This is a genomic window from Limimaricola sp. (assembly GCF_016125575.1).
Classification (GTDB): Bacteria; Pseudomonadota; Alphaproteobacteria; order Rhodobacterales; family Rhodobacteraceae; genus WGLM01.
The window spans coordinates 890,983-909,601 of sequence record NZ_WGLM01000004.1; the positions used below are offsets into that span (position 1 = coordinate 890,983).

Annotated in this window: 14 protein-coding genes; 10 read left to right on the top strand and 4 right to left on the bottom strand. The window is 64.7% G+C overall.

Annotated features, from left to right (window positions below):
• The first annotated feature begins 41 nt into the window (after window positions 1–41).
• From GC146_RS11235 to rpsD, 3 genes are all read left to right on the top strand, one after another.
• A complete protein-coding gene (locus tag GC146_RS11235; protein WP_291838537.1) occupies window positions 42–1,109 on the top strand; it encodes a Hint domain-containing protein in 1,068 nt (355 codons plus the stop codon).
• A 117-nt stretch (window positions 1,110–1,226) separates the two neighbouring features.
• Window positions 1,227–2,897, top strand: coding sequence for a hypothetical protein (locus GC146_RS11240; protein WP_291838253.1), 1,671 nt, complete (start codon window positions 1,227–1,229; stop codon window positions 2,895–2,897).
• 160 nt (window positions 2,898–3,057) lie between these two features.
• Window positions 3,058–3,678, top strand: a complete 621-nt coding sequence (gene rpsD / locus GC146_RS11245; RefSeq protein WP_291838255.1) for a 30S ribosomal protein S4 — start codon at window positions 3,058–3,060, stop codon at window positions 3,676–3,678.
• 57 nt (window positions 3,679–3,735) lie between these two features.
• Here rpsD and GC146_RS11250 read toward each other — a convergent pair whose 3' ends face one another.
• Entirely contained in the window at window positions 3,736–5,736 is a 2,001-nt protein-coding gene (locus GC146_RS11250) for a hypothetical protein (RefSeq protein WP_291838258.1), read from the bottom strand.
• 147 nt (window positions 5,737–5,883) lie between these two features.
• On the opposite strand from GC146_RS11250, the gene GC146_RS11255 reads away from it, so the two are divergent.
• From GC146_RS11255 to GC146_RS11265, 3 genes are all read left to right on the top strand, one after another.
• Complete coding sequence (locus tag GC146_RS11255; RefSeq protein WP_291838261.1) at window positions 5,884–7,308, top strand: saccharopine dehydrogenase NADP-binding domain-containing protein; 1,425 nt, start codon at window positions 5,884–5,886, stop codon at window positions 7,306–7,308.
• Window positions 7,309–7,389: 81 nt separating this feature from the next.
• Entirely contained in the window at window positions 7,390–8,493 is a 1,104-nt protein-coding gene (hisC, locus tag GC146_RS11260) for a histidinol-phosphate transaminase (protein ID WP_291838265.1), read from the top strand.
• Window positions 8,490–9,410, top strand: a complete 921-nt coding sequence (locus tag GC146_RS11265; protein WP_291838268.1) for a prephenate/arogenate dehydrogenase family protein — start codon at window positions 8,490–8,492, stop codon at window positions 9,408–9,410. Before hisC ends, GC146_RS11265 begins: the two co-directional genes overlap by 4 nt.
• Here GC146_RS11265 and GC146_RS11270 read toward each other — a convergent pair.
• A complete protein-coding gene (locus GC146_RS11270) occupies window positions 9,407–10,381 on the bottom strand; it encodes a DUF2125 domain-containing protein (RefSeq protein WP_291838271.1) in 975 nt (324 codons plus the stop codon). The genes GC146_RS11265 and GC146_RS11270 overlap by 4 nt on opposite strands.
• Before the next feature lie 46 nt (window positions 10,382–10,427).
• Between GC146_RS11270 and GC146_RS11275 the strand changes: the two genes are divergently transcribed.
• From GC146_RS11275 to GC146_RS11285, 3 genes are all read left to right on the top strand, one after another.
• Window positions 10,428–11,009 (top strand): gamma-glutamylcyclotransferase, encoded by a 582-nt coding sequence (locus tag GC146_RS11275; RefSeq protein ID WP_291838274.1) that lies wholly within the window; start codon window positions 10,428–10,430, stop codon window positions 11,007–11,009.
• A 133-nt stretch (window positions 11,010–11,142) separates the two neighbouring features.
• On the top strand, window positions 11,143–12,264 hold the full coding sequence (locus GC146_RS11280; RefSeq protein ID WP_291838540.1) for a biopolymer transporter ExbB: 1,122 nt from the start codon (window positions 11,143–11,145) through the stop codon (window positions 12,262–12,264).
• 3 nt (window positions 12,265–12,267) lie between these two features.
• Window positions 12,268–14,298 (top strand): peptidoglycan -binding protein, encoded by a 2,031-nt coding sequence (locus tag GC146_RS11285; protein WP_291838276.1) that lies wholly within the window; start codon window positions 12,268–12,270, stop codon window positions 14,296–14,298.
• 68 nt (window positions 14,299–14,366) lie between these two features.
• Here GC146_RS11285 and clpA read toward each other — a convergent pair whose 3' ends face one another.
• Entirely contained in the window at window positions 14,367–16,685 is a 2,319-nt protein-coding gene (gene clpA / locus GC146_RS11290; RefSeq protein WP_291838278.1) for an ATP-dependent Clp protease ATP-binding subunit ClpA, read from the bottom strand.
• A gap of 192 nt (window positions 16,686–16,877) precedes the next feature.
• Complete coding sequence (gene gloB / locus GC146_RS11295; protein WP_291838281.1) at window positions 16,878–17,645, bottom strand: hydroxyacylglutathione hydrolase; 768 nt, start codon at window positions 17,643–17,645, stop codon at window positions 16,878–16,880.
• 62 nt (window positions 17,646–17,707) lie between these two features.
• On the opposite strand from gloB, the gene GC146_RS11300 reads away from it, so the two are divergent.
• On the top strand, window positions 17,708–18,478 hold the full coding sequence (locus tag GC146_RS11300; RefSeq protein ID WP_291838284.1) for a methyltransferase domain-containing protein: 771 nt from the start codon (window positions 17,708–17,710) through the stop codon (window positions 18,476–18,478).
• The last annotated feature ends 141 nt before the right edge of the window (window positions 18,479–18,619 follow it).

Below are 18,619 nucleotides of genomic sequence, written 5' to 3' on the forward strand. Positions count from 1 at the left end.
GCACGTCAGAGGCGGGACATGAGTTGAGGCAGATAACAGGTATGGGAACGGCCTTTCGTGGCACGTTCGTCATTTCCTGGTCGCAAACGGAACTGGACGGCCTGCGCGCCGCGCCGCTGGATTGCCTGCGCACGGGCGCATCGTGGGGCTGGACCGGCGAGGCGGTGCGCGTGGACGGGCCCAGCGGGGTCTTGCCGCTGGGCGATGCGATGGGAATGGCGGACATCCGGGCGCGCGCAGCGCTATCGGTCCGGCGGTTGCGGGGCGACGTCGACGTCGCGCCGCCGCCCGCCGCCCCCGACCTTGCCGTCGCCGACCTGTTCGACCAAAGTTTTGACGTGACCGACGGAGAGGGTCTTTACACGATCACCCTCGTGCCGCTGGGTGCCGGGCGCAGACCGCTTTTGATGTTCACCGGCCTCATTCCGCCGCGCGAGACCGAGCTTTGGGTCATTCGGGCGCGCATCGCCTCCGAGTTGCGCGCGCAATGCATTCCCCGTGCCGGCGGCGTGATCTGTTTTACCCCGGGCACCATGCTGTTGACCGCCGACGGCCCGCGCGACGTGGCAAGCCTGTGCGAGGGCGACCATGTGCAGACCAAGGACAACGGCTGTGTCGAGATACTTTGGCTGGGTCGGCGCCATGTCAGTGGCGCGCGGCTGATGGTGATGCCGCATCTCTACCCCGTGCGCCTGCGGGCCGGAGCGCTGGATGCCGGTGTGCCCGATGCCGGCCTGCTTGTCAGCCCCGATCACCGGATGGTGCTGCGCGGGCCGCGGGCAAGGGCGCTGTTCAACACCGATGAGGTGCTGGTCACGGCGCGCGACCTGATCGACGATCAGGCGGTGCAGATCGACCGGTCGTGCCGTGAAGTTACCTATGTCCACCTGTTGTTGCCGCAACACGAGGTGGTGTTTGCCAACGGGGTCGAAACCGAAAGCTTTCACCCGGCCAGCGCCGAGATGGGCGGCATGGGCGCAGACGACCGTGACCGCCTGTTGTCGCGCCTGCCGGAGATCGCGCGCGACCCGTCCGCCTACGGCGCCTTCGCCCGCCGCCCGCTAAGCATCAGCGAGGCCGCGATCCTGCGCCACGATGCGGGGTGGTAGCGGGCCAGATTCCGCCAATTTGCTTTCCCAAGGACTGTGGTCAACGATAGATGACCGAAATACTGTTGTCCCAACCGTTCGATTTGGGCCAATTCTTGGGACCTTCCAAAACCGGGTATGAAACTCAGCCGGACATTCGTCCTGATCCACAACCGGACGGCTTTGGGCGCCGCGCGTCGTTGCGTGGCGCGTGGCTACGGCCTGATCGCTGGAAGCTTCCACATCCATCGCCAGCTTTCGCAGCGTGACCTTCCGGCGATTGCGGGCGCGGACCTGATCCCAGACGAAGCGGCCGGTCAGGTTCTCGAGCTTGTGGCGGAGACCGTCGATAGGGTCGAGGCGCTGCTGTCCCCCGAGTTGCCCGACGACTTGCGCGCAACCTTGCTGGGCGTTCTTTGCAAGGGTTTGTTCGAATACTTCGGACTGCTCGCCGCCAGCGGTGAACTTGGTGCAGAGATTCTCCGGTTCGACTGGCGCCGCGGCTTGGTTTCGGCGCGCTCTGCGCTTCGCCGGCAACTGAGGTATGCGCGTTTGCCCGCTTTGCCGGTCAGATTTGGGCCTCGCCGTGCGGGTGCCGTGGCCCCTTACGAGCTTGATTTCAGGACGCCCTCGGGGGCGAAACTTGGCAATGACTGTGGCCCATCTCGGAAGGTTCGCTTGCGCCTGGCCAGCGTAAGAACGCCTAGCGATCTGCTAGAGAATGCACGTCTGCGCCGCGGTGGCGTTGCTGGGCCGGACTACACGATCTGCGTGCATCGGAATCAACGTATTCCTTTCACCGTTTTCGCCACAGCGCCCGAGACGGCCCTTGACCCCGACCTCGCAGAGTTTGTCAGAACGACGACCGAAGAGGCCACGCGCGATTTCCTGTCGCATCGGGACGCGATGGCGCGCTTCGTTGCGGATTTCGGACGGCCCGAAAGGGCCCGTTTCAATTTCATCAAGCACGAGGGGATGGCAGGGTTTGCAAGCGCGCTGAGCGATCTGGGGGTGGAAACCACCATGTTGAGCCACGGTTGCATGGTGCCGCATGGGCCCGATGTCCGGCGCCGCGTGGCTGAGCGCCTGTCATCCGCGATCTATAATTCCCACCCCTCGATCAAAGTCATCGCCCCCCGCTCGCCGCTTCAGGCCGCGGGCAAGCTTCCGTGGCAAGTCGTAGACTCGGTCGTCCGGCTGGTCCCTCCAGCCGCTGAAGCTCCCGCAAGTTTGCCTTTCCGGGTACTCTTCGCCCCCAACTACCTGCCGTGGCATGAATGTTTTCATGGTATGGCGATCAGCGACTTCGACACATATCATTGCATCGAGGCATTGGCGGGCGTGATCGCCGGCCTCGATGATTTTCGGATGGACCTGCGGATAAGGACAACGCCTCTTGACGTTGCGAACGCGAAAAGGGTCCCTGAACTGATTGCCATCAAGCCAGAGGATGTCGCTCATCTCATCGCGCCGGAGAAGGGGATCTACGACGCGACCTATGGCTCGCATGCGACGCTGATCGCAGAGGCCGATCTTGTTGTGACCGAAGGCGTGACCGCGGTGATCTTCGAGGCACTCGAAGCGCGCAAGCCGGTCCTTCTATTGCAACGGTCGCGGGAACTTACGCCGTCTCTGCCGTCATGGACGCTCGTCGATCTGGCCAACCACATTGACCGCAATGCTGTCTATTCTGCCTCGATCGCCGATGATCTTGCTGCGGTGCTGCAAATGATACGCACGCGCCACAACGGCCGACCGCTGCGAAACGAGGAGTTATCTGGCCTGATCTGGACAGACCCGGCAAGCTGACGAAGAGCCAAACCAGACAGAACTTTAGCATGTTGACTCCGCCGCGCGCGCCTCTATAAGCCGCCCATTCATGGTGTTGGTGGCCCTCGCAAGGGGATGCCTGTCGGGGCTTCGGCCCAAAGGACAACGCCCTTTTGTAACGTCAAAAGGAGATCAGACGGTGACCAAACGCACCTCTGCCAAGTACAAGATCGACCGCCGGATGGGCGAAAACATCTGGGGCCGCCCGAAATCCCCGGTGAACAAGCGTGAATATGGTCCCGGCCAGCACGGCCAGCGCCGCAAGGCCAAGATTTCCGACTTTGGTCTGCAGCTGCGCGCCAAGCAGAAGCTGAAGGGCTATTACGGCGACCTGACCGAAAAGCAGTTCCGCCGCATCTATGCCGAGGCCGAGCGGGTCAAGGGCGATACCGGTGAAAACCTGATCGGCTTGCTGGAGCGCCGTCTCGATGCGGTGGTCTACCGCGCCAAGTTCGTGCCGACGGTGTTCGCTGCGCGCCAGTTCGTCAACCACGCCCACGTCACCGTCAACGGTCAATCGGTCAACATTCCGTCCTACCGCGTGAAGGAAGGCGACGTGATCGAGGTCCGCCAGAAGTCCAAACAGCTTGAACTGGTGCTTGTCGCCAGCCAGTTGCCCGAGCGTGATGTCCCCGACTATCTCGAGGTTGACCATTCCAAGATGAAGGCCACGTTCGTCCGCCAGCCCAGCCTGGCCGATGTGCCCTACCCGGTGCAGATGGAACCGAACCTCGTCGTCGAATTCTACGCCAAGAACTGATCGGCCGTTCAGGTCGTTCCGGGGGCCGCACCGCTGGTGCGGCCCTTTTGCGTTTCCCTACCAGCCCGGCGGCCGGCCGATCGGGAAGGCGCCATAGGCAAAGGTCACCGTCACCTCGGGAAACGTCAGCACAGTCGGCCGCAGCGCCTTGTCGAACAGCACATTCACCGGGACCCCCTGCGCGACAAAGGCGGTGGCCGCGCAACCCGGCGTGCCATCGGCGCAGGGCGACCGCGTGCGCGTGGGCGGGCCGTCGTCGAAAAGGCCGTGGCGCAGGTTGCCCCAGGAAAACCGCTCGGCATAGATCGGCGGCATCCGGGCCATGCTGAATTCTTCCAGCCCGGTCCCCGCCACAGGATCCAGCAGCGTGCCGCCCATCGCGCCGGTGGCCATCGCGCTCATCTTTGGCAGGAACATCGCCTTGGCACCGGGTGGGAACGGCACCCACCGGCCACCCTCTCGCACCGCCACGTCGTTGGGCTTGAGATACATCTTCACCCCTTCGGAGGGGATGCTGAACTCGGTGAAGTCGTCGCGCGCCGTGTAGGTCGCCACGACATCGCGCATCTTCATCTGCACCATGCAATTGGCGCTGACCTCGATCTCGCCCATCTCCAGGGTGCGGCCGACGCCATCGAGCCCCGGCGCCGTCACCCGCACCTTGACCGTCTGGGCCGCGGACGGCGCGGTGAACGATGGCCCCGGCCCGATGCTGCCGGCGCTGGCCCGCAGGTCCGCGAATGTCAGGATTTCGTCGATATCGGCCTTGTCCAGCGGGCTTTCCACCTCGATCGGCAGGGTCTTGCCCGGCTCCACGCAGGCCGGCAGGACCAGTGCGATCTTTGCCGTTTCCGCCCGCAGGACATAGGTTTGCGGGGCGGTGGTGGCCGGAGCGTCGGCCACGTTCGAGACGCGGACGTTGAACGGCTGCCGCATCCGCCCCGGCTCGGCCCGCATCGGCGCGAGGAACCGCGCCTTGCCCGGCAGCACCCGCGTCCCCACGATCAGCCGCAGGTCCTCGATCCGGTCGGCCTCGGGTATCGAGATGACGGTGGCATAGAAGCGGTCCTTGTCCTCGACCATCGCCCAGTCGCCCACGAACTCGGGTGATACATCGCTGTAATCGGCGGCCACCTCCGCGACGTTCCGTTCGCGCCGGTCCGCGGCGCTGAGGTCGCCGGCCATGACGCGGGGCCGAGGGGCAATTTCGCCAACACCGGCCGGCAGGCCAAAGTTCTGCGGACCGGTCGCATGGTTGGCGATGAACTGCGGATAGGCCTCTGAAAGGCGCGTGCCCCGCGCCGCAAGGCCGTTGTCGAACCAGATCAGCCCGTGCGCCCCGTCCGCGGGATTGGCGGCAAGCAGGGGAACAAGGTAGTCGATTCCGTCGCGCGCACCCAGGTCCTTGCCAAGGAAGTAGAAGAACTCGCCGCGACTATACGGGTCGGATGGCGTGTGCAGGGGTTCGGTGTAATTGCCGGCCCAAAACACATAGGGCGTGTATTTGTGGCCGGTCCAGCCAATTCCTACGGCTGCGGGCATCCCTTCCCGATACCAGTCCTCGGGCGAGGCGTAAAATCCGGTGGCCTGCTGGACCCCGTGAAACAGTTCATGCGCCAACGTGTCGGTATTCTCGATAAGGACGTCGCTGGCAAAGGGCACCGCGGCGGTCGTCGCGGCGTTGAAAAAGTACTCGTAGTTGAGAAAAATCGGACCTTTCGAATAGAATCCCGCCGTCTTCGGCCAGAAGGTCTTGTCGGCGCTGAGGTAGGTTGAAGGGTTCTGGACATAAAGACGCGGACCGTCCGCCGACAGCACGGGCGCGGGGAAACCGAACGATCCCATCCAATCGCTGATCTCGCGTATTTCGCGCGTCGTCCATTCCCTGACAGCCGCATATTTCGGCTTGTCGGCGTCGAATTGTGCTTGCTCGGCCGGTCCGCAGGCAATGCAGTTCGGCTTGTCGCCTTGAATCGTCATCCGCCAATCGAGCGCCGGCCAGTCGGCGTGGGCAAGGCTAGGCAACAGGGCGAAAAGGCTGGCGAGCACATGTTTCATAAGCAGATTTCCTGAATACTGGACCGAACTATCCCTTGATCATTTCCATCGGGCCGGCTCTGGCAATTGAAAACTGCCCGAGGGTGGAAGTTTGCAATCCGGCAGGGTGCCGCGTATCTGTGACCGATCGGTCAGGACACGGAAGACATGCTGCAATCACACCCGCTTTACGGACGGATCGAAGGCGCGGTGGTCATCATCGGCTTCGGCTCGATCGGGCGCGGCACGCTGCCGTTGATCGAACGGCATTTCGACTATGACGCCGCGCGGCTGGTTGTGATCGATCCCGATCCGGCCACGCACCTTTTCCTGTCGCAACATCATCATCGGCACCTTCAGGTTGCGCTGACGCCCGAGAATTACCGTGAGGTTCTGGGCGAGGTCTTTGGCGAGGATGGCGGGTTCTGTGTGAATCTGTCGGTCGATGTCGGTTCTCTTGACGTGATGAATTTCTGCAGAGAGCGCGGCGTTCTCTACATAGATACAGTGGTTGAACCGTGGCCCGGATTTTACGACAGCACCGGCGACAACGCTGCGCGCACCAATTACCGGCTACGGCAGGCGGTGCGCGATATCGCTGCTGCCAATCCCGGAGGGACGACGGCTGTCAGTTGCTGTGGGGCAAATCCCGGCATGGTGTCGTGGTTCGTCAAAGAGGCGCTGTTGCGGCTGGCCGAGGATACCGGCCACGCGGGCGCGACGCCCCCGTCGACGCGCGAAGGCTGGGCGGCGCTGATGCAAGGGCTGGGTGTAAAGGGCATCCATGTGGCCGAGCGTGACACGCAAGCACGCCGCCAGCCACGTCCGCGCGGCACCTTCGTCAATACATGGTCTGTCGACGGTTTCATCTCTGAAGGGCTGCAACCGGCCGAACTGGGCTGGGGGACGCACGAGACATGGTTTCCCGAAAATGGCCACCGGCATGTGTCCGGCTGTGGCGCCGCGATCTGGCTGGACCGGCCCGGCGCGATCACCCGCGTGCATAGCTGGTGCCCTACGCCCGGCCCGCAATTCGGCTTTCTGGTGACCCATAACGAGGCGATCTCGATCGCCGACTATTACACGGTTGGCGATCCGGCCGCGCCAGATTACCGCCCGACATGCCATTACGCCTATCATCCTTGCGACGATGCGGTGCTCAGTCTGCACGAGATGTTTGGCGCCGGGCGGCCGCAGGAGACACAGGAAATCCTCGATGCCGACGAGATCGTCGAGGGCGGTGACGAGTTGGGTGTGCTGCTTTATGGGCATGCGCGTAATGCCTTGTGGTACGGCTCGCGCCTGAGCAATGCCGAGGCCCGGCGGCTGGCCCCCTATCAGAACGCGACCGGTCTGCAGGTGACATCTGCCGTGTTGGCCGGGATGGTCTGGGCGCTGGAGAACCCCCGCGCGGGCATCGTCGAGACCGACGAGATGGACCATGTCCGCTGTCTGCAGGTGCAACGTCCCTACCTCGGCCCGGTCGAGGCGCACTACACCGATTGGACGCCGCTGGCCCACCGCTGGCAGCAGTTTCCAGAGGACATCGACGAGGCCGACCCTTGGCAGTTTCGCAACGTCCTGGCCTCTTGATGGCGTGGCGGCACCTTGTCTCTGGCCTCCGTCGGGGCGGGGGGCTAGAAGGACGCGACAGCTGCCAAGCGCGAGATTGAGATGGCGCCCAAGATCGAACCCCAGCCTGGAATCATGGACATCGCCCTTTATCAGGGCGGTCAATCCGCGCTGCCGGGGCAGGGCGACGTGCTCAAGCTCTCGTCGAACGAGAACCATTATGGCTTTTCCGACAAGGCACGCGAGGCGTTCCAGAAATCCGCCCGAACGCTGAACCGTTACCCCGGAACCGACCATGGCGCGCTGCGTACTGCAATCGGCGAAATTCACGGGATTGATCCCGACCGCGTGATCTGCGGCGTCGGCTCGGACGAGGTGCTGCAGTTCGTGGCACAGGCCTATGCCGGGCCGGGGACCGAGGTGATCCACACCCAGCACGGCTTTGCGATGTACCCGATCCTTGCCCGTGCGGTAGGGGCCACGCCGGTTGCGGTGCCTGAAGTTGATCGAACCGTCGATGTCGATGCGATCCTGCGCGCCTGCACCGCAAAGACACGCATCGTGTTCCTGACCAACCCCGGCAACCCCACCGGAACAATGCTGCCCGAGGAAGAGGTGGCCCGGCTGGCCGAGGGCCTGCCGCCCCGTGCGATCCTTGTCATCGATTCCGCCTATGTCGAGTTCGCCGAGGGGCGCGACGGTGGCATCGCCCTGGTCGAGGCGCGCGAGAATGTCGTGATGACCCGCACCTTTTCCAAGCTTTACGGGCTGGGCGGGCTGCGCATCGGCTGGGGCTATGGCCCGCAGACGATCATCGACGTGCTGAACCGCATCCGGCAGCCGTTCAACCTGTCCGATACCCAGCTTGTCACCGCCGAGGCTGCGCTGCGCGACCGCGACTTTGCCGAGCGGTGTGTGCATGAAAATGCCAAGTGGCGGGCCTGGATGGCGGGCCGACTGAACGAGATCGGTGTCGATTGCGATCCGTCCTTCACCAACTTCGTGCTGGCTCGTTTCGAGAACGAGGACGAGGCGCTGGCCTGCGACGCACACTTGAAATCGCAGCGTATCATCGTGCGTCATGTTGCCAATTACGGGCTGCCGCACTGCCTGCGCATCACCGTGGGTGATGAAAGTGCCTGCCGCCGCGTGGTTCACGCCATCGCCCAGTTCAAGGGCGCGCGGGTGAAAGAGGCGGTGGAATGAGCGTGATCTACGACCGGGTCGCGTTGATCGGGTTGGGTCTGATCGCGGGGTCGATGGCGCTGGCGATGAAGCGCGCGGGCCTCGCGGGCGAGATCGTGGGCACCGCCCGCAGCGCCGAGACTCGCGCCGTGGCGCGCGAGATCGGCCTGTGCGATCGCGTGGTCGATACCGCTGCCGAGGCGGCCGACGGGGCCGATCTGGTGGTGCTGTGCGTGCCCGTCGGCGCGATGAGCGCGGTTGCGGCCGAGATCGGCCCGGTGCTGAAACAGGGCGCCACCGTCAGCGATGTTGGTTCTGTCAAGGGCGCGGTCATCGCCGCCGTCGCGCCGCAGCTGCCTGAGGGTGTGCATTTCATCCCCGCCCACCCGCTGGCGGGCACCGAGCATTCCGGCCCGCGCGCGGGCTTTGCCGAGTTGTTCGACAATCGCTGGTGCATTCTTGTGCCCGGCGATGCCGACCGCGCGGCGGTGGCGCGGTTGCGCGCGCTGTGGGAAGGCATCGGCAGCAATGTCGACGAGATGGAGGCCGATCACCACGACCTCGTCCTTGCCGTCACCAGCCACGCGCCGCACCTCATCGCCTACACGATGGTCGGCGTGGCCGACGATCTGGGCCGTGTCACCGACAGCGAGGTCATCAAATATTCCGCCGCGGGTTTCCGCGACTTCACCCGCATCGCGGCCTCTGATCCCACGATGTGGCGCGACGTGTTCCTGACCAACAAGGATGCGACGCTGGAAATCCTCGGCCGTTTCACCGAGGAACTCTTTGCGCTGCAACGCGCGATCCGTACCGGCGACGGGCAGCACCTGTTCGACTATTTCACGCGCACGCGCGCCATCCGGCGCGGCATCATCGAGGCCGGGCAGGATACCGCCGCGCCCGACTTTGGCCGCACACCCTCCAAGGCGGGCTAGAAAAGCCGCGGCGCGGGGCCCAGCGGCAGCGGCCCCAGCATCATCCGGCCATCGGCAAGGCGCAGCGTCAGCTTGACCGCGCCATCCGCGCGCGCACCCAATGCGGTCCATAGCGGGGCCGCCTGCGGCGCGATCAGGCCCGCGCCTACCAGCATTTTCACAATTTGCGGCCATCCCGACAGCGTCAGGTCAAGGCTGCCTGAAAGCTGGCCGCTGGTATCGATTGTCAGGTTCCCCGCTCCGTTCAGCGCGAGGTCGCCCCAATGCGCCTGCACCGATTTCACGGCGATCCCCGTCGGGCGCGGTGGCGTGCCCGCGACCGCGTGGCGGTCAAGCGGCCGGTCGAAAGTGACGGTGCTGTCGACATGCATGTCGGCAATGGGTTCGGGCAGCGCCTTGCCGGGGTCGATGACATCGAGAACCTCGGCCGGCAGGCGCAGGTTCACCACGTCGGCGTAAAGATCGTAGCCTTGCGGCGCGCCCGAGGGCCGCAGCGCGAAAAGCGCATGGTCGATCTCGGCCTGCCATCCCTTGTCGGAGGTCGCGGTCGCCACCCCCACCTCGGCCGTCAGCCGGTCCAACCGCAGCGCGGGCGTGGGCGCGACCGAAACGCTGGCCTTCATGCCCTGCGCCTGCACCGCAACGCGCTGCCCCGGCAGGGTCAGCGTCTGACTGTCGGGCCAGATGGCGATCAGGTGATTGGGCTGGTAGCTGAGCGCCAGAAGCTGGAAGAAGGCCGCCTTCCAGCCGATGCCCGTCTTGGGATCGGCCAGCGCCGGATCGCTGAGCGTCGTGTCAAAGCGCGAGGGAAAGCCCACCGTCTTGAGGTCGCTGAAGCCCACCTGCCAGCCATCTGCGGCCAGTTCGCCCAGCAGGGCGCGGCCCTGCCGTTCCACCGCGAAGGCGCCCACGAACCAGTAGCCGCCGTAAAGCCCGGCCAGCACAAGGACAACGATCAGCAAACGGCGCATCCCCGCCCCTTCCTTTCGGACACCGAAGGGTGTTTACAGAGCCGCGATGACAAGGACCAGCCCGATAGAGACGGCCGACCCGCTTTGGGTCTTCGGCTATGGATCGCTTCTGTGGAACCCCGGTTTCGCCCCGGCCGAGGCCGTGGTCGCGCGGCTGGACGGCTATCACCGCAGCTTTTGCATGCTGTCGATCCACCATCGCGGCACAGAGGAGGATCCGGGCCTTGTGCTGGCGCTCGATGCGCTGGATGGGGCCACCTGCACCGGCATGGCCTTTCGCGTCGCCGCAGCCGACCGCGATGCGGTTCTGGCCGACCTGCGCGAGCGCGAGCTGATCTCGTCGGCCTATCTCGAACGGGTGCTGCCGATTGGGCTGGCTGACGGCCGCGTCGTGCAGGCGCTGGCCTACATCGTCGATCCGGCGCACCGGCAATATTGCCGCTTTCCGCTGGAACAGCAGGCACAGATGATTGCCCATGCAACGGGGGGTCGCGGGCCGAACTGGGAATACCTCGACAATACCGCACGCCGCCTGCACCAGATCGGCATTGCCGACCCTGATCTGGACTGGCTGGAGGGGCGCGTTGCGGCCCTGCGGAGCGCGGCACAAGGCCACGAAAAGGCATAAATCATTTGGGTTTCGACGGGTCACGACCTATGGTGCGGCAAAAGAAGCAGATGCAAGGAACCTGTCCGTGACGGACAAGCGGGAACCCGAAACAGAGCCCCAGTTCACCCAGCCCTTCCGCCAGATCATCTCGATGCTGGTGGCGCTCGTCTTGGTGGGGACGGGGGCCTATTTCGGGTATCGGACGCTGACCGCGGTGTTCGAATCGAACCCCTATCTCAACACTGTCATCCTGACCGTTTTCGCGCTGGGCGTGCTGTCGTGCTTTGCGCAGGTGGGCCAGTTGTGGCGGTCGGTGCGCTGGATCGAGGAATTCGCCAGCCAGCGCGTGGGCGCCACGTTGCCGCCCGCGCCGGGCCTGCTGGCGCCGCTGGCCACGCTGCTGCGTTCGCGCGGGGCGCGGATGCAATTGTCGGCCTCTTCCAGCCGGTCGATCCTCGATTCCGTCGCGCAGCGCATCGACGAGGACCGCGAGATCACACGCTACCTTGGCAACACGCTGATCTTCCTGGGCCTGCTGGGCACCTTCTATGGCCTGGCCACGACGGTGCCGGCGCTGGTGGAAACCATCAAGTCGCTTTCGCCCGCCGAGGGTGAAAGCGGCGCGGATATCTTCAACCGCCTGCAGATCGGCCTTGAATCGCAGCTGGGCGGGATGGGAACGGCGTTTTCCTCGTCGCTGATGGGCCTTGCCGGTTCTCTCATCGTGGGCCTGCTGGAGCTGTTCGCGGGCCATGGCCAGAACCGCTTTTACCGCGAGCTGGAGGAGTGGCTGTCCTCGATCACGCGTGTCGGGTTCTCTTCGGGCGACGAGGGCGGCAGCGGCGAGGGGGCCTTTATCGCCAGCGTCATCGACCAGATGGCCGAGCAGATGGAAGCTCTGCAACTCATGTTCACGCAGTCAGACGTGGCGCGTGCCCATGTCGATGAACGTCTGGGCGAACTGGCCACTTCGGTCGGCCAACTGGCGGCAAAGCTGGGCAACGACGAGACCAATCAGGTGTTGCTGCGCGTGGCCGACGGGCAAGAGCGCCTGATCGAAAAGCTGCGCGACAGTGGCGTCGACGGGATTGATGCCGAAAGCCGGATGCGCCTGCGCTCTATTGATGTGCAGCTTCTGCGCATATTGGAAGAGATGTCGGCAGGACGGCAGGAATCGATTGCCGATCTGCGCAGCGACATTGCCGGTCTGACGCGCGCTTTGCGACAGGGCCGGGGCCGTCCGCAACCCGCCACCGAGACCGAGCGGAGCTAGACGATGGGCCTGAGCCGTCGCTCATCGCGCTTCCACGCTTCGATCTGGCCGGGCTTCGTCGATGCGATGACGGGCCTGCTGCTGGTGCTGATGTTCGTGCTGACCATCTTCATGGTCATCCAGTTCGTGCTGCGCCAGACGATCACCGGGCAGGAAACCAAGCTCAACGCGCTGACTGCCGAGGTCAACCAACTGACCGAGGCACTGGGGCTGGCGCAGGACAAGTCGGCCGCGCTGGGCGATCAGGTCAGCACGCTGACCACTTCGCTTGCCGCCGCCAACGACAAGGCCAGCCAGCAGGAGGCCCTCATCGCCAGCCTGCGCGCCCAGTCCGATCAGCAGGCGGCGGCGCTGTCGGCGGCCAATGACAAGATCACCGGGTTCGAGGCGCAGGTTGCCGGGCTTCTGGCCGACCGCACCGACCTGCAGAACAAGGTGACCAGCCTGCAAGGCGACGTGGCGCAGAAGGTGTCGGAGGCCGAGGCGCTGAACCTTGCTCTGGCGCAGGCACGTTCCGAGATTGACGCCAATACCGAAGCGGCGCGACTGGCCGCCGCCCGGCGTGATGCGATGCAGGCCCTGCTGACCGAGCTGCAGGCCAAGGCCGGTGCCGACGCCACCCGCATTTCCGACCTTGAAGCGCAGCAGATGGCCGATGCCGCCGCCGCGCAGGCGCTGCGCGACAAGCTGCAGAATTCGCAAGCCGAGCTGACCTCGATGACGCTGGCGCTGGAGGAACAGCGCAAGAAGGCCGAGGAAACACTGACGCTGCTGGCCGCGACGCAGGACGCGCGCGACCAGTTGCAGGCGAACCTGACGGCGGCGCTGTTGGCCCAGCAGCAGGCGGAAACGGCGCTGGGCGATGCGCGGGCGCAGGGGCAGGACCTGTCCACCCAACTGGCCGCCGCGATTGCCGCGCGCGATGCCGCCAACAGCGATCTGGCCAGCGTCAAGGAGGCGCTGGACCAAGCGTTGAAGGACGCGCAGATGTCGCAGGAGGACCTGCAGCGCAAGCTGGCCGAGGCGGTGCTGGCGCGGCAGAACGCCGAATCCGCCGCCACGTCCGCCGCGGCCGACAGCGCCACGTTGCAGGACCGGTTGGCCGAAGCGCTGTTGGCCAACCAGAAGCTCACCGATCAGGCCAATACCGCCCAGCAAGACGCGTCTGACCTACAGACCCGGCTGGAGGCCGCGCTGGCCGCTCTTTCGGATGCCAAGGCGCAGGCCGCCGGCCAGATGACCGAGGCGCAACGCCAAGCGGCGCTGCTGGCCTCGGCCAATGCCGCACTCTCGGACCAACAGGCGCAGTCAACCGAGGCGCAGCGGCAGGTTGCACTGCTCAATCAGCAGATCGCGGCGCTGCGTACCCGGCTGGGCAACCTGCAGTCACAACTGAACCTTGCCGACCAGAACGACGCGCAATCGAAGGTGCAAATCCAGACGCTGGGCAATCAGCTTAACACCGCGATGGCCCGCGCTTTGGCCGCTGAGACGCGGCAGCGGCAACTGGAAGAGGCCGAGCGCCAGCGGCTTGCGGCCGAGGCGGCGCGGTTGCAGGCGCAGAACCAGAACCTTGAGAAATACCGTTCCGAGTTCTTTGGGCAGTTGCGCGACCTGATGGCCGGACAACAGGGCATCCGCATCGTGGGGGACCGGTTCGTATTCTCGTCGGAAGTGCTGTTTGATCCGGGGCAGGCGACGCTGTCGGCCGACGGCAAGGCCGAGATCGCCAAGGTCGCGGGTATCCTCAAGAAGATCTCGGCGCAAATCCCCGACAGCATCGACTGGATCCTGCAGGTGGACGGCCACACTGACGATGTGCCGCTAAGTGGGACGGGTGAGTTCAAGAACAACTGGGAACTCAGCCAGGCCCGCGCGTTGTCGGTTGTGCTGTTCCTGATCAACGACGAGGGGCTCGACCCGCACCGCTTGTCGGCAAACGGGTTTGGCGAGTATCAGCCCATCGCGCAGGGTGACACCCCGGAAGCCCGCGCGCAGAACCGTCGGATCGAGCTGAAACTGACGGAAAAGTAGGGGCCTGAATGCGAAACGCCCCCGCCTGTCAGGCGAGGGCGTTTGCCTTTTCGTGAGTGGCCGACGCCTTAGTCGGCGGTCAGAAGAGGCGGCTTGTTTCCTGTCAGCCGCGGCTGTTCGGGCGACTCGATCTGCAGGTCGAGCTTGCCGTCCTTGACCGCCACTTTCACCAAACCGCCCTTGGTCAGCTTGCCAAAGAGCAGTTCCTCGGCCAGCGGCTTCTTGATGTGCTCCTGGATCACGCGACCCAATGGACGCGCGCCCATCTTGTCGTCATAGCCCTTGTCGGCCAGCCATTCGGCGGCAGGCTTGGTCAGCTCGATATGCACGTTGCGGTCGATCAGCTGTGCTTCGAGTTGCAGCACGAACTTTTCGACGACCTGCAGGATCACCTCCTTGGGCAGCGCACTGAACGAGATGATCGCATCCAGACGGTTGCGGAACTCGGGCGTGAACATCCGTTCGATCGCGGCCGTATCCTCGCCCTCGCGGCGGTCGCGACCAAAACCGATGGCCTCGCGCGCCTGTTCCGAAGCGCCCGCGTTCGACGTCATGATCAGGATCACGTTGCGGAAATCCACTGTCCGGCCGTTGTGGTCGGTCAGTTTGCCGTGATCCATCACCTGCAGCAGGATGTTGTAGACATCCGGGTGCGCCTTTTCCATCTCGTCAAGCAACAGGACGCAATGTGGATGCTGGTCCACGCCATCGGTCAGCATCCCGCCTTGGTCAAAGCCAACGTAACCCGGCGGTGCGCCGATCAGCCGGCTGACGGCATGCTTCTCCATGTATTCCGACATGTCAAAGCGCAGCAGCTCCACGCCCAGCGTATCGGCGAGTTGCTTGGCGACCTCGGTTTTGCCGACACCGGTCGGGCCGGCGAAAAGGTAGTTCCCGATTGGCTTTTCAGGCTCACGCAGGCCCGCGCGGGCCAGCTTGATCGCCGAGGACAGTGCCTCGATCGCTTCGTTCTGGCCGAAAACGACGCGTTTGAGCGAGGTTTCAAGGTCCTTGAGCACCTCGGCATCGTCCTTGCTGACGTTCTTGGGCGGGATCCGGGCAATCTTGGCCACCACGGCCTCGATCTCCTTCAGGCCGATGGTCTTGCGACGCTTGCTTTCGGTCAGAAGGTGCTGGGCCGCGCCCGCCTCGTCGATGACGTCGATGGCCTTGTCGGGCAACTTGCGGTCATTGATATAACGCGCCGACAGTTCCACCGCCGCCTTGATCGCGTCGGAGGTGTACTTGATCTGGTGATGATTCTCGAAATACGGCTTGATGCCCTTGAGAATCTTGATCGAATCCTCGACCGAAGGTTCGTTCACGTCGATCTTCTGGAACCGACGGCTCAGCGCGCGGTCCTTCTCGAAGTGCTGGCGGAACTCCTTGTAGGTGGTCGAGCCCATGCAGCGCAGCTTGCCGCCCTGCAGCGCGGGCTTCAGCAGGTTGGAGGCGTCCATCGCCCCGCCCGAGGTCGCGCCAGCACCGATCACGGTATGGATCTCGTCGATGAAGAGTACCGCGTCGGGATGCGCCTCAAGCTCGTTCATCACGGCCTTCAGACGTTCTTCGAAATCGCCGCGATACCGGGTGCCGGCCAGCAACGCGCCCATGTCGAGCGAATAGATCGTGGCGCCGGCCAGAACTTCGGGTACCGCGCCTTTGACGATCTTGTAGGCCAGCCCTTCGGCGATCGCGGTCTTGCCAACCCCGGGGTCGCCCACGAGCAGCGGGTTGTTCTTGCGGCGACGGCACAGCACCTGGATGCAACGCTCAACCTCGTGGTCGCGCCCGATCAGCGGGTCCACGTCGCCCTTCTTGGACTTCTGGTTGAGGTCGACACAGTACTTGCGCAGCGCACTTTCCTTCTCTTCCGCCTCGGCCGCCACGGGTTCCTCCTCCGACGACGATGCCCCGGTGATGGGGCGGGATTCGCCGAAGGCGGGATCTTTGGCGACACCATGCGCAATGAAGTTGACCGCGTCGTAACGCGTCATTTGTTGTTCCAGCAGGAAGAAGGCAGCGTTCGACTCACGCTCGGCAAAGATGGCGACCAGCACGTTTGCGCCCGTCACCTCGGTCCGGCCAGAAGACTGCACGTGGATCGCTGCACGCTGGATCACCCGCTGGAAAGCGGCGGTGGGCACGGCCTCGGAGCCGTCCACGTCGGTGATCAGGGTCGACAGGTCGTCCTCGATGAAGTCCTCCAGCACCTTGCGCAGCTGGTCGAGATCAACCGCGCAGGCGCGCAGGACGCGGCTTGCATCGGGTTCATCCAGAAGCGCAAGAAGCAGGTGTTCGAGCGTCGCCAACTCATGGTGGTGGGCGTTGGCCAGCGCCAGCGCCGCATGGATGGACTGCTCGAGCGTATTGGAGAATGACGGCACGTTGCGTGCTCCTTTGATCGGAGGTCGGACGGAGGAGGGTGCCCCCGCACAACCGTGGCCTCTTGTCCTTAAAGTTTGGTGTTCCAGCCCAAGCTTCAAGTATTTTTTCGTCACTTGCCCTACACAAAGCACTTCCGTGACTGGAAAGCATGCGCTTTGGCTGGGCTTGGACCGGTCATGGCGGTTTTGTGGTCAAAACCGGTCTTTTCTGTGACGCACTTCCGCGAATACCTCGACATCGGGCGCTGCGCCCATGCCGATCGCGGTCTTCAGGCCGGGATCGTCTGCCCGCAGGAAAGGGTTGGTCCGGCATTCCGTCTGAAGTGACGACGGCACTGTCGGGCGCCCTTCGGCGCGGGCGGCGTCGATCTCGGCTGCTCTTGAGATAAGGTCGGCATTGCCGGGGTCAATGCTTAGCGCGAAACGGGCGTTGGCGGCGGTGTATTCGTGACCGGAACAGACGCGGGTCTCGGGCGGCAGGGCGCGAAGGCGCTGCAGGCTGTCCCACATCTGGGCGGGCGTCCCTTCGAACAGCCGACCGCAGCCCAGCGCCATCAGGCTATCGCCGGTAAAGACGGCGGCCGCGGCGGGGACATAGAACGCGATATGGCCGACCGTGTGGCCCGGCACGTCGATCACCCGCACCTCGGCGCCGCAGCTACTGAACGTCTCACCCCCCGCCACGGCCAGATCAAGCGCCGGCAGCCGGTGCGAATCGGCCGTGGCACCAATCACCCGCGCGCCATGCGCCGCGCGCAGGTCGTCCACGCCGGTTGTGTGGTCGGCGTGGTGGTGCGTGATCAGGATATCGTCCAGCCGCCAGTGTCGGGCGGCCAGCTCCGCCGCGATCGGGGCCGTTTCTGGGGCGTCGATCAGGGCGGTCTGCCCGGTCTCGCTGTCATGCAGCAAGAAGGCGTAGTTGTCGGCGCGGCAGGGAATGGTGACAAGTTCAAGGGGCATGGCAAAAGCGCCTCCGGTTGATATGCTTTGCACAACCCTTGCCCAAACAGGCCCGGCCCGCAATGCATCTGGACGTGCTCGACCTGCGCAACTTCTATTATCGCAGCCCGCTGGGAAGGGCGGCGCAGAAAGTCATCCGCGATCAGCTTGTGGGGCTGTGGCCCGAGGCGCAGGGGCAGACGGTGGTGGGCTACGGCTTTGCCGTGCCGCTGCTGCGTCCCTACCTTGCGAAGGCGCGCCGGGTGATCGGGCTTATGCCGGGGCCGCAAGGCGTGATGGCGTGGCCCGCGGGGCAGCCGAATGTGAGCGTGCTTTGTGAAGAGGCGATGTGGCCGGTGCCCACCGGCATGGTCGACAAGCTGGTGCTGATGCATGGGCTGGAAACCTCGGAACACCCGTCGGCTGTTTTGGAGGAAGCCTGGCGCGTTCTGGGGCCCGGCGGGCGCGTTGTGTTCATCGTGCCAAACCGCGCGGGCATATGGTCGCGCACCGATCGCACGCCTTTTGGCTACGGCCGCCCCTATTCGATGAGCCAGCTTGAGGTGCAACTGCGGAGCCACAACTTTGTGCCGGAGCGCACGTTATCGACGCTGTACCAGCCGCCGTCGCCGCGTCGGGTTTGGCGCAAGGCCGCGCGTTTTCTTGAAACGGCCGGCCGGCACATGCCGGTTTTCGCCGCTGGCGGCGTGTTAATCGTCGAGGCCAGCAAACAGGTGACAACGCCCAGCCGGATGCGTCTGACAGAGGCGGTGCGCCGTCCGCTTCGTGTGCTTGAAGGGCTGGGCGCGCCGGCGCCCGAGCCTGCGCGGCGGCCCCAGCCGACAAGCCTTTAGGCGGCGTGCCGCGTCGCGGCGCTCATGCGGCCATAAAGCCTCGGTGAAGGCCCTCCAAGGCGGTTGCCCCACCCCAAAGCCTCTGCTACATGCCCCCCATCTGACGCTTCCGTGATCGCGGGGGCCATTAACGCTGCCCTC

Bases quoted from the DNA above. Each gene is read 5' to 3' on its own strand.
- GC146_RS11300 (WP_291838284.1), top strand. From the start codon at position 17,708: ATGCATCTGGACGTGCTCGACCTGCGCAACTTCTATTATCGCAGCCCG.
- GC146_RS11275 (WP_291838274.1), top strand. From the start codon at position 10,428: ATGACAAGGACCAGCCCGATAGAGACGGCCGACCCGCTTTGGGTCTTC.
- GC146_RS11240 (WP_291838253.1), top strand. From the start codon at position 1,227: ATGAAACTCAGCCGGACATTCGTCCTGATCCACAACCGGACGGCTTTG.
- GC146_RS11235 (WP_291838537.1), top strand. From the start codon at position 42: ATGGGAACGGCCTTTCGTGGCACGTTCGTCATTTCCTGGTCGCAAACG.
- GC146_RS11250 (WP_291838258.1), bottom strand. From the start codon at position 5,736: ATGAAACATGTGCTCGCCAGCCTTTTCGCCCTGTTGCCTAGCCTTGCC.
- gloB (WP_291838281.1), bottom strand. From the start codon at position 17,645: ATGCCCCTTGAACTTGTCACCATTCCCTGCCGCGCCGACAACTACGCC.
- GC146_RS11270 (WP_291838271.1), bottom strand. From the start codon at position 10,381: ATGCGCCGTTTGCTGATCGTTGTCCTTGTGCTGGCCGGGCTTTACGGC.
- GC146_RS11265 (WP_291838268.1), top strand. From the start codon at position 8,490: ATGAGCGTGATCTACGACCGGGTCGCGTTGATCGGGTTGGGTCTGATC.
- hisC (WP_291838265.1), top strand. From the start codon at position 7,390: ATGGCGCCCAAGATCGAACCCCAGCCTGGAATCATGGACATCGCCCTT.
- GC146_RS11285 (WP_291838276.1), top strand. From the start codon at position 12,268: ATGGGCCTGAGCCGTCGCTCATCGCGCTTCCACGCTTCGATCTGGCCG.
- GC146_RS11280 (WP_291838540.1), top strand. From the start codon at position 11,143: ATGCTGGTGGCGCTCGTCTTGGTGGGGACGGGGGCCTATTTCGGGTAT.
- GC146_RS11255 (WP_291838261.1), top strand. From the start codon at position 5,884: ATGCTGCAATCACACCCGCTTTACGGACGGATCGAAGGCGCGGTGGTC.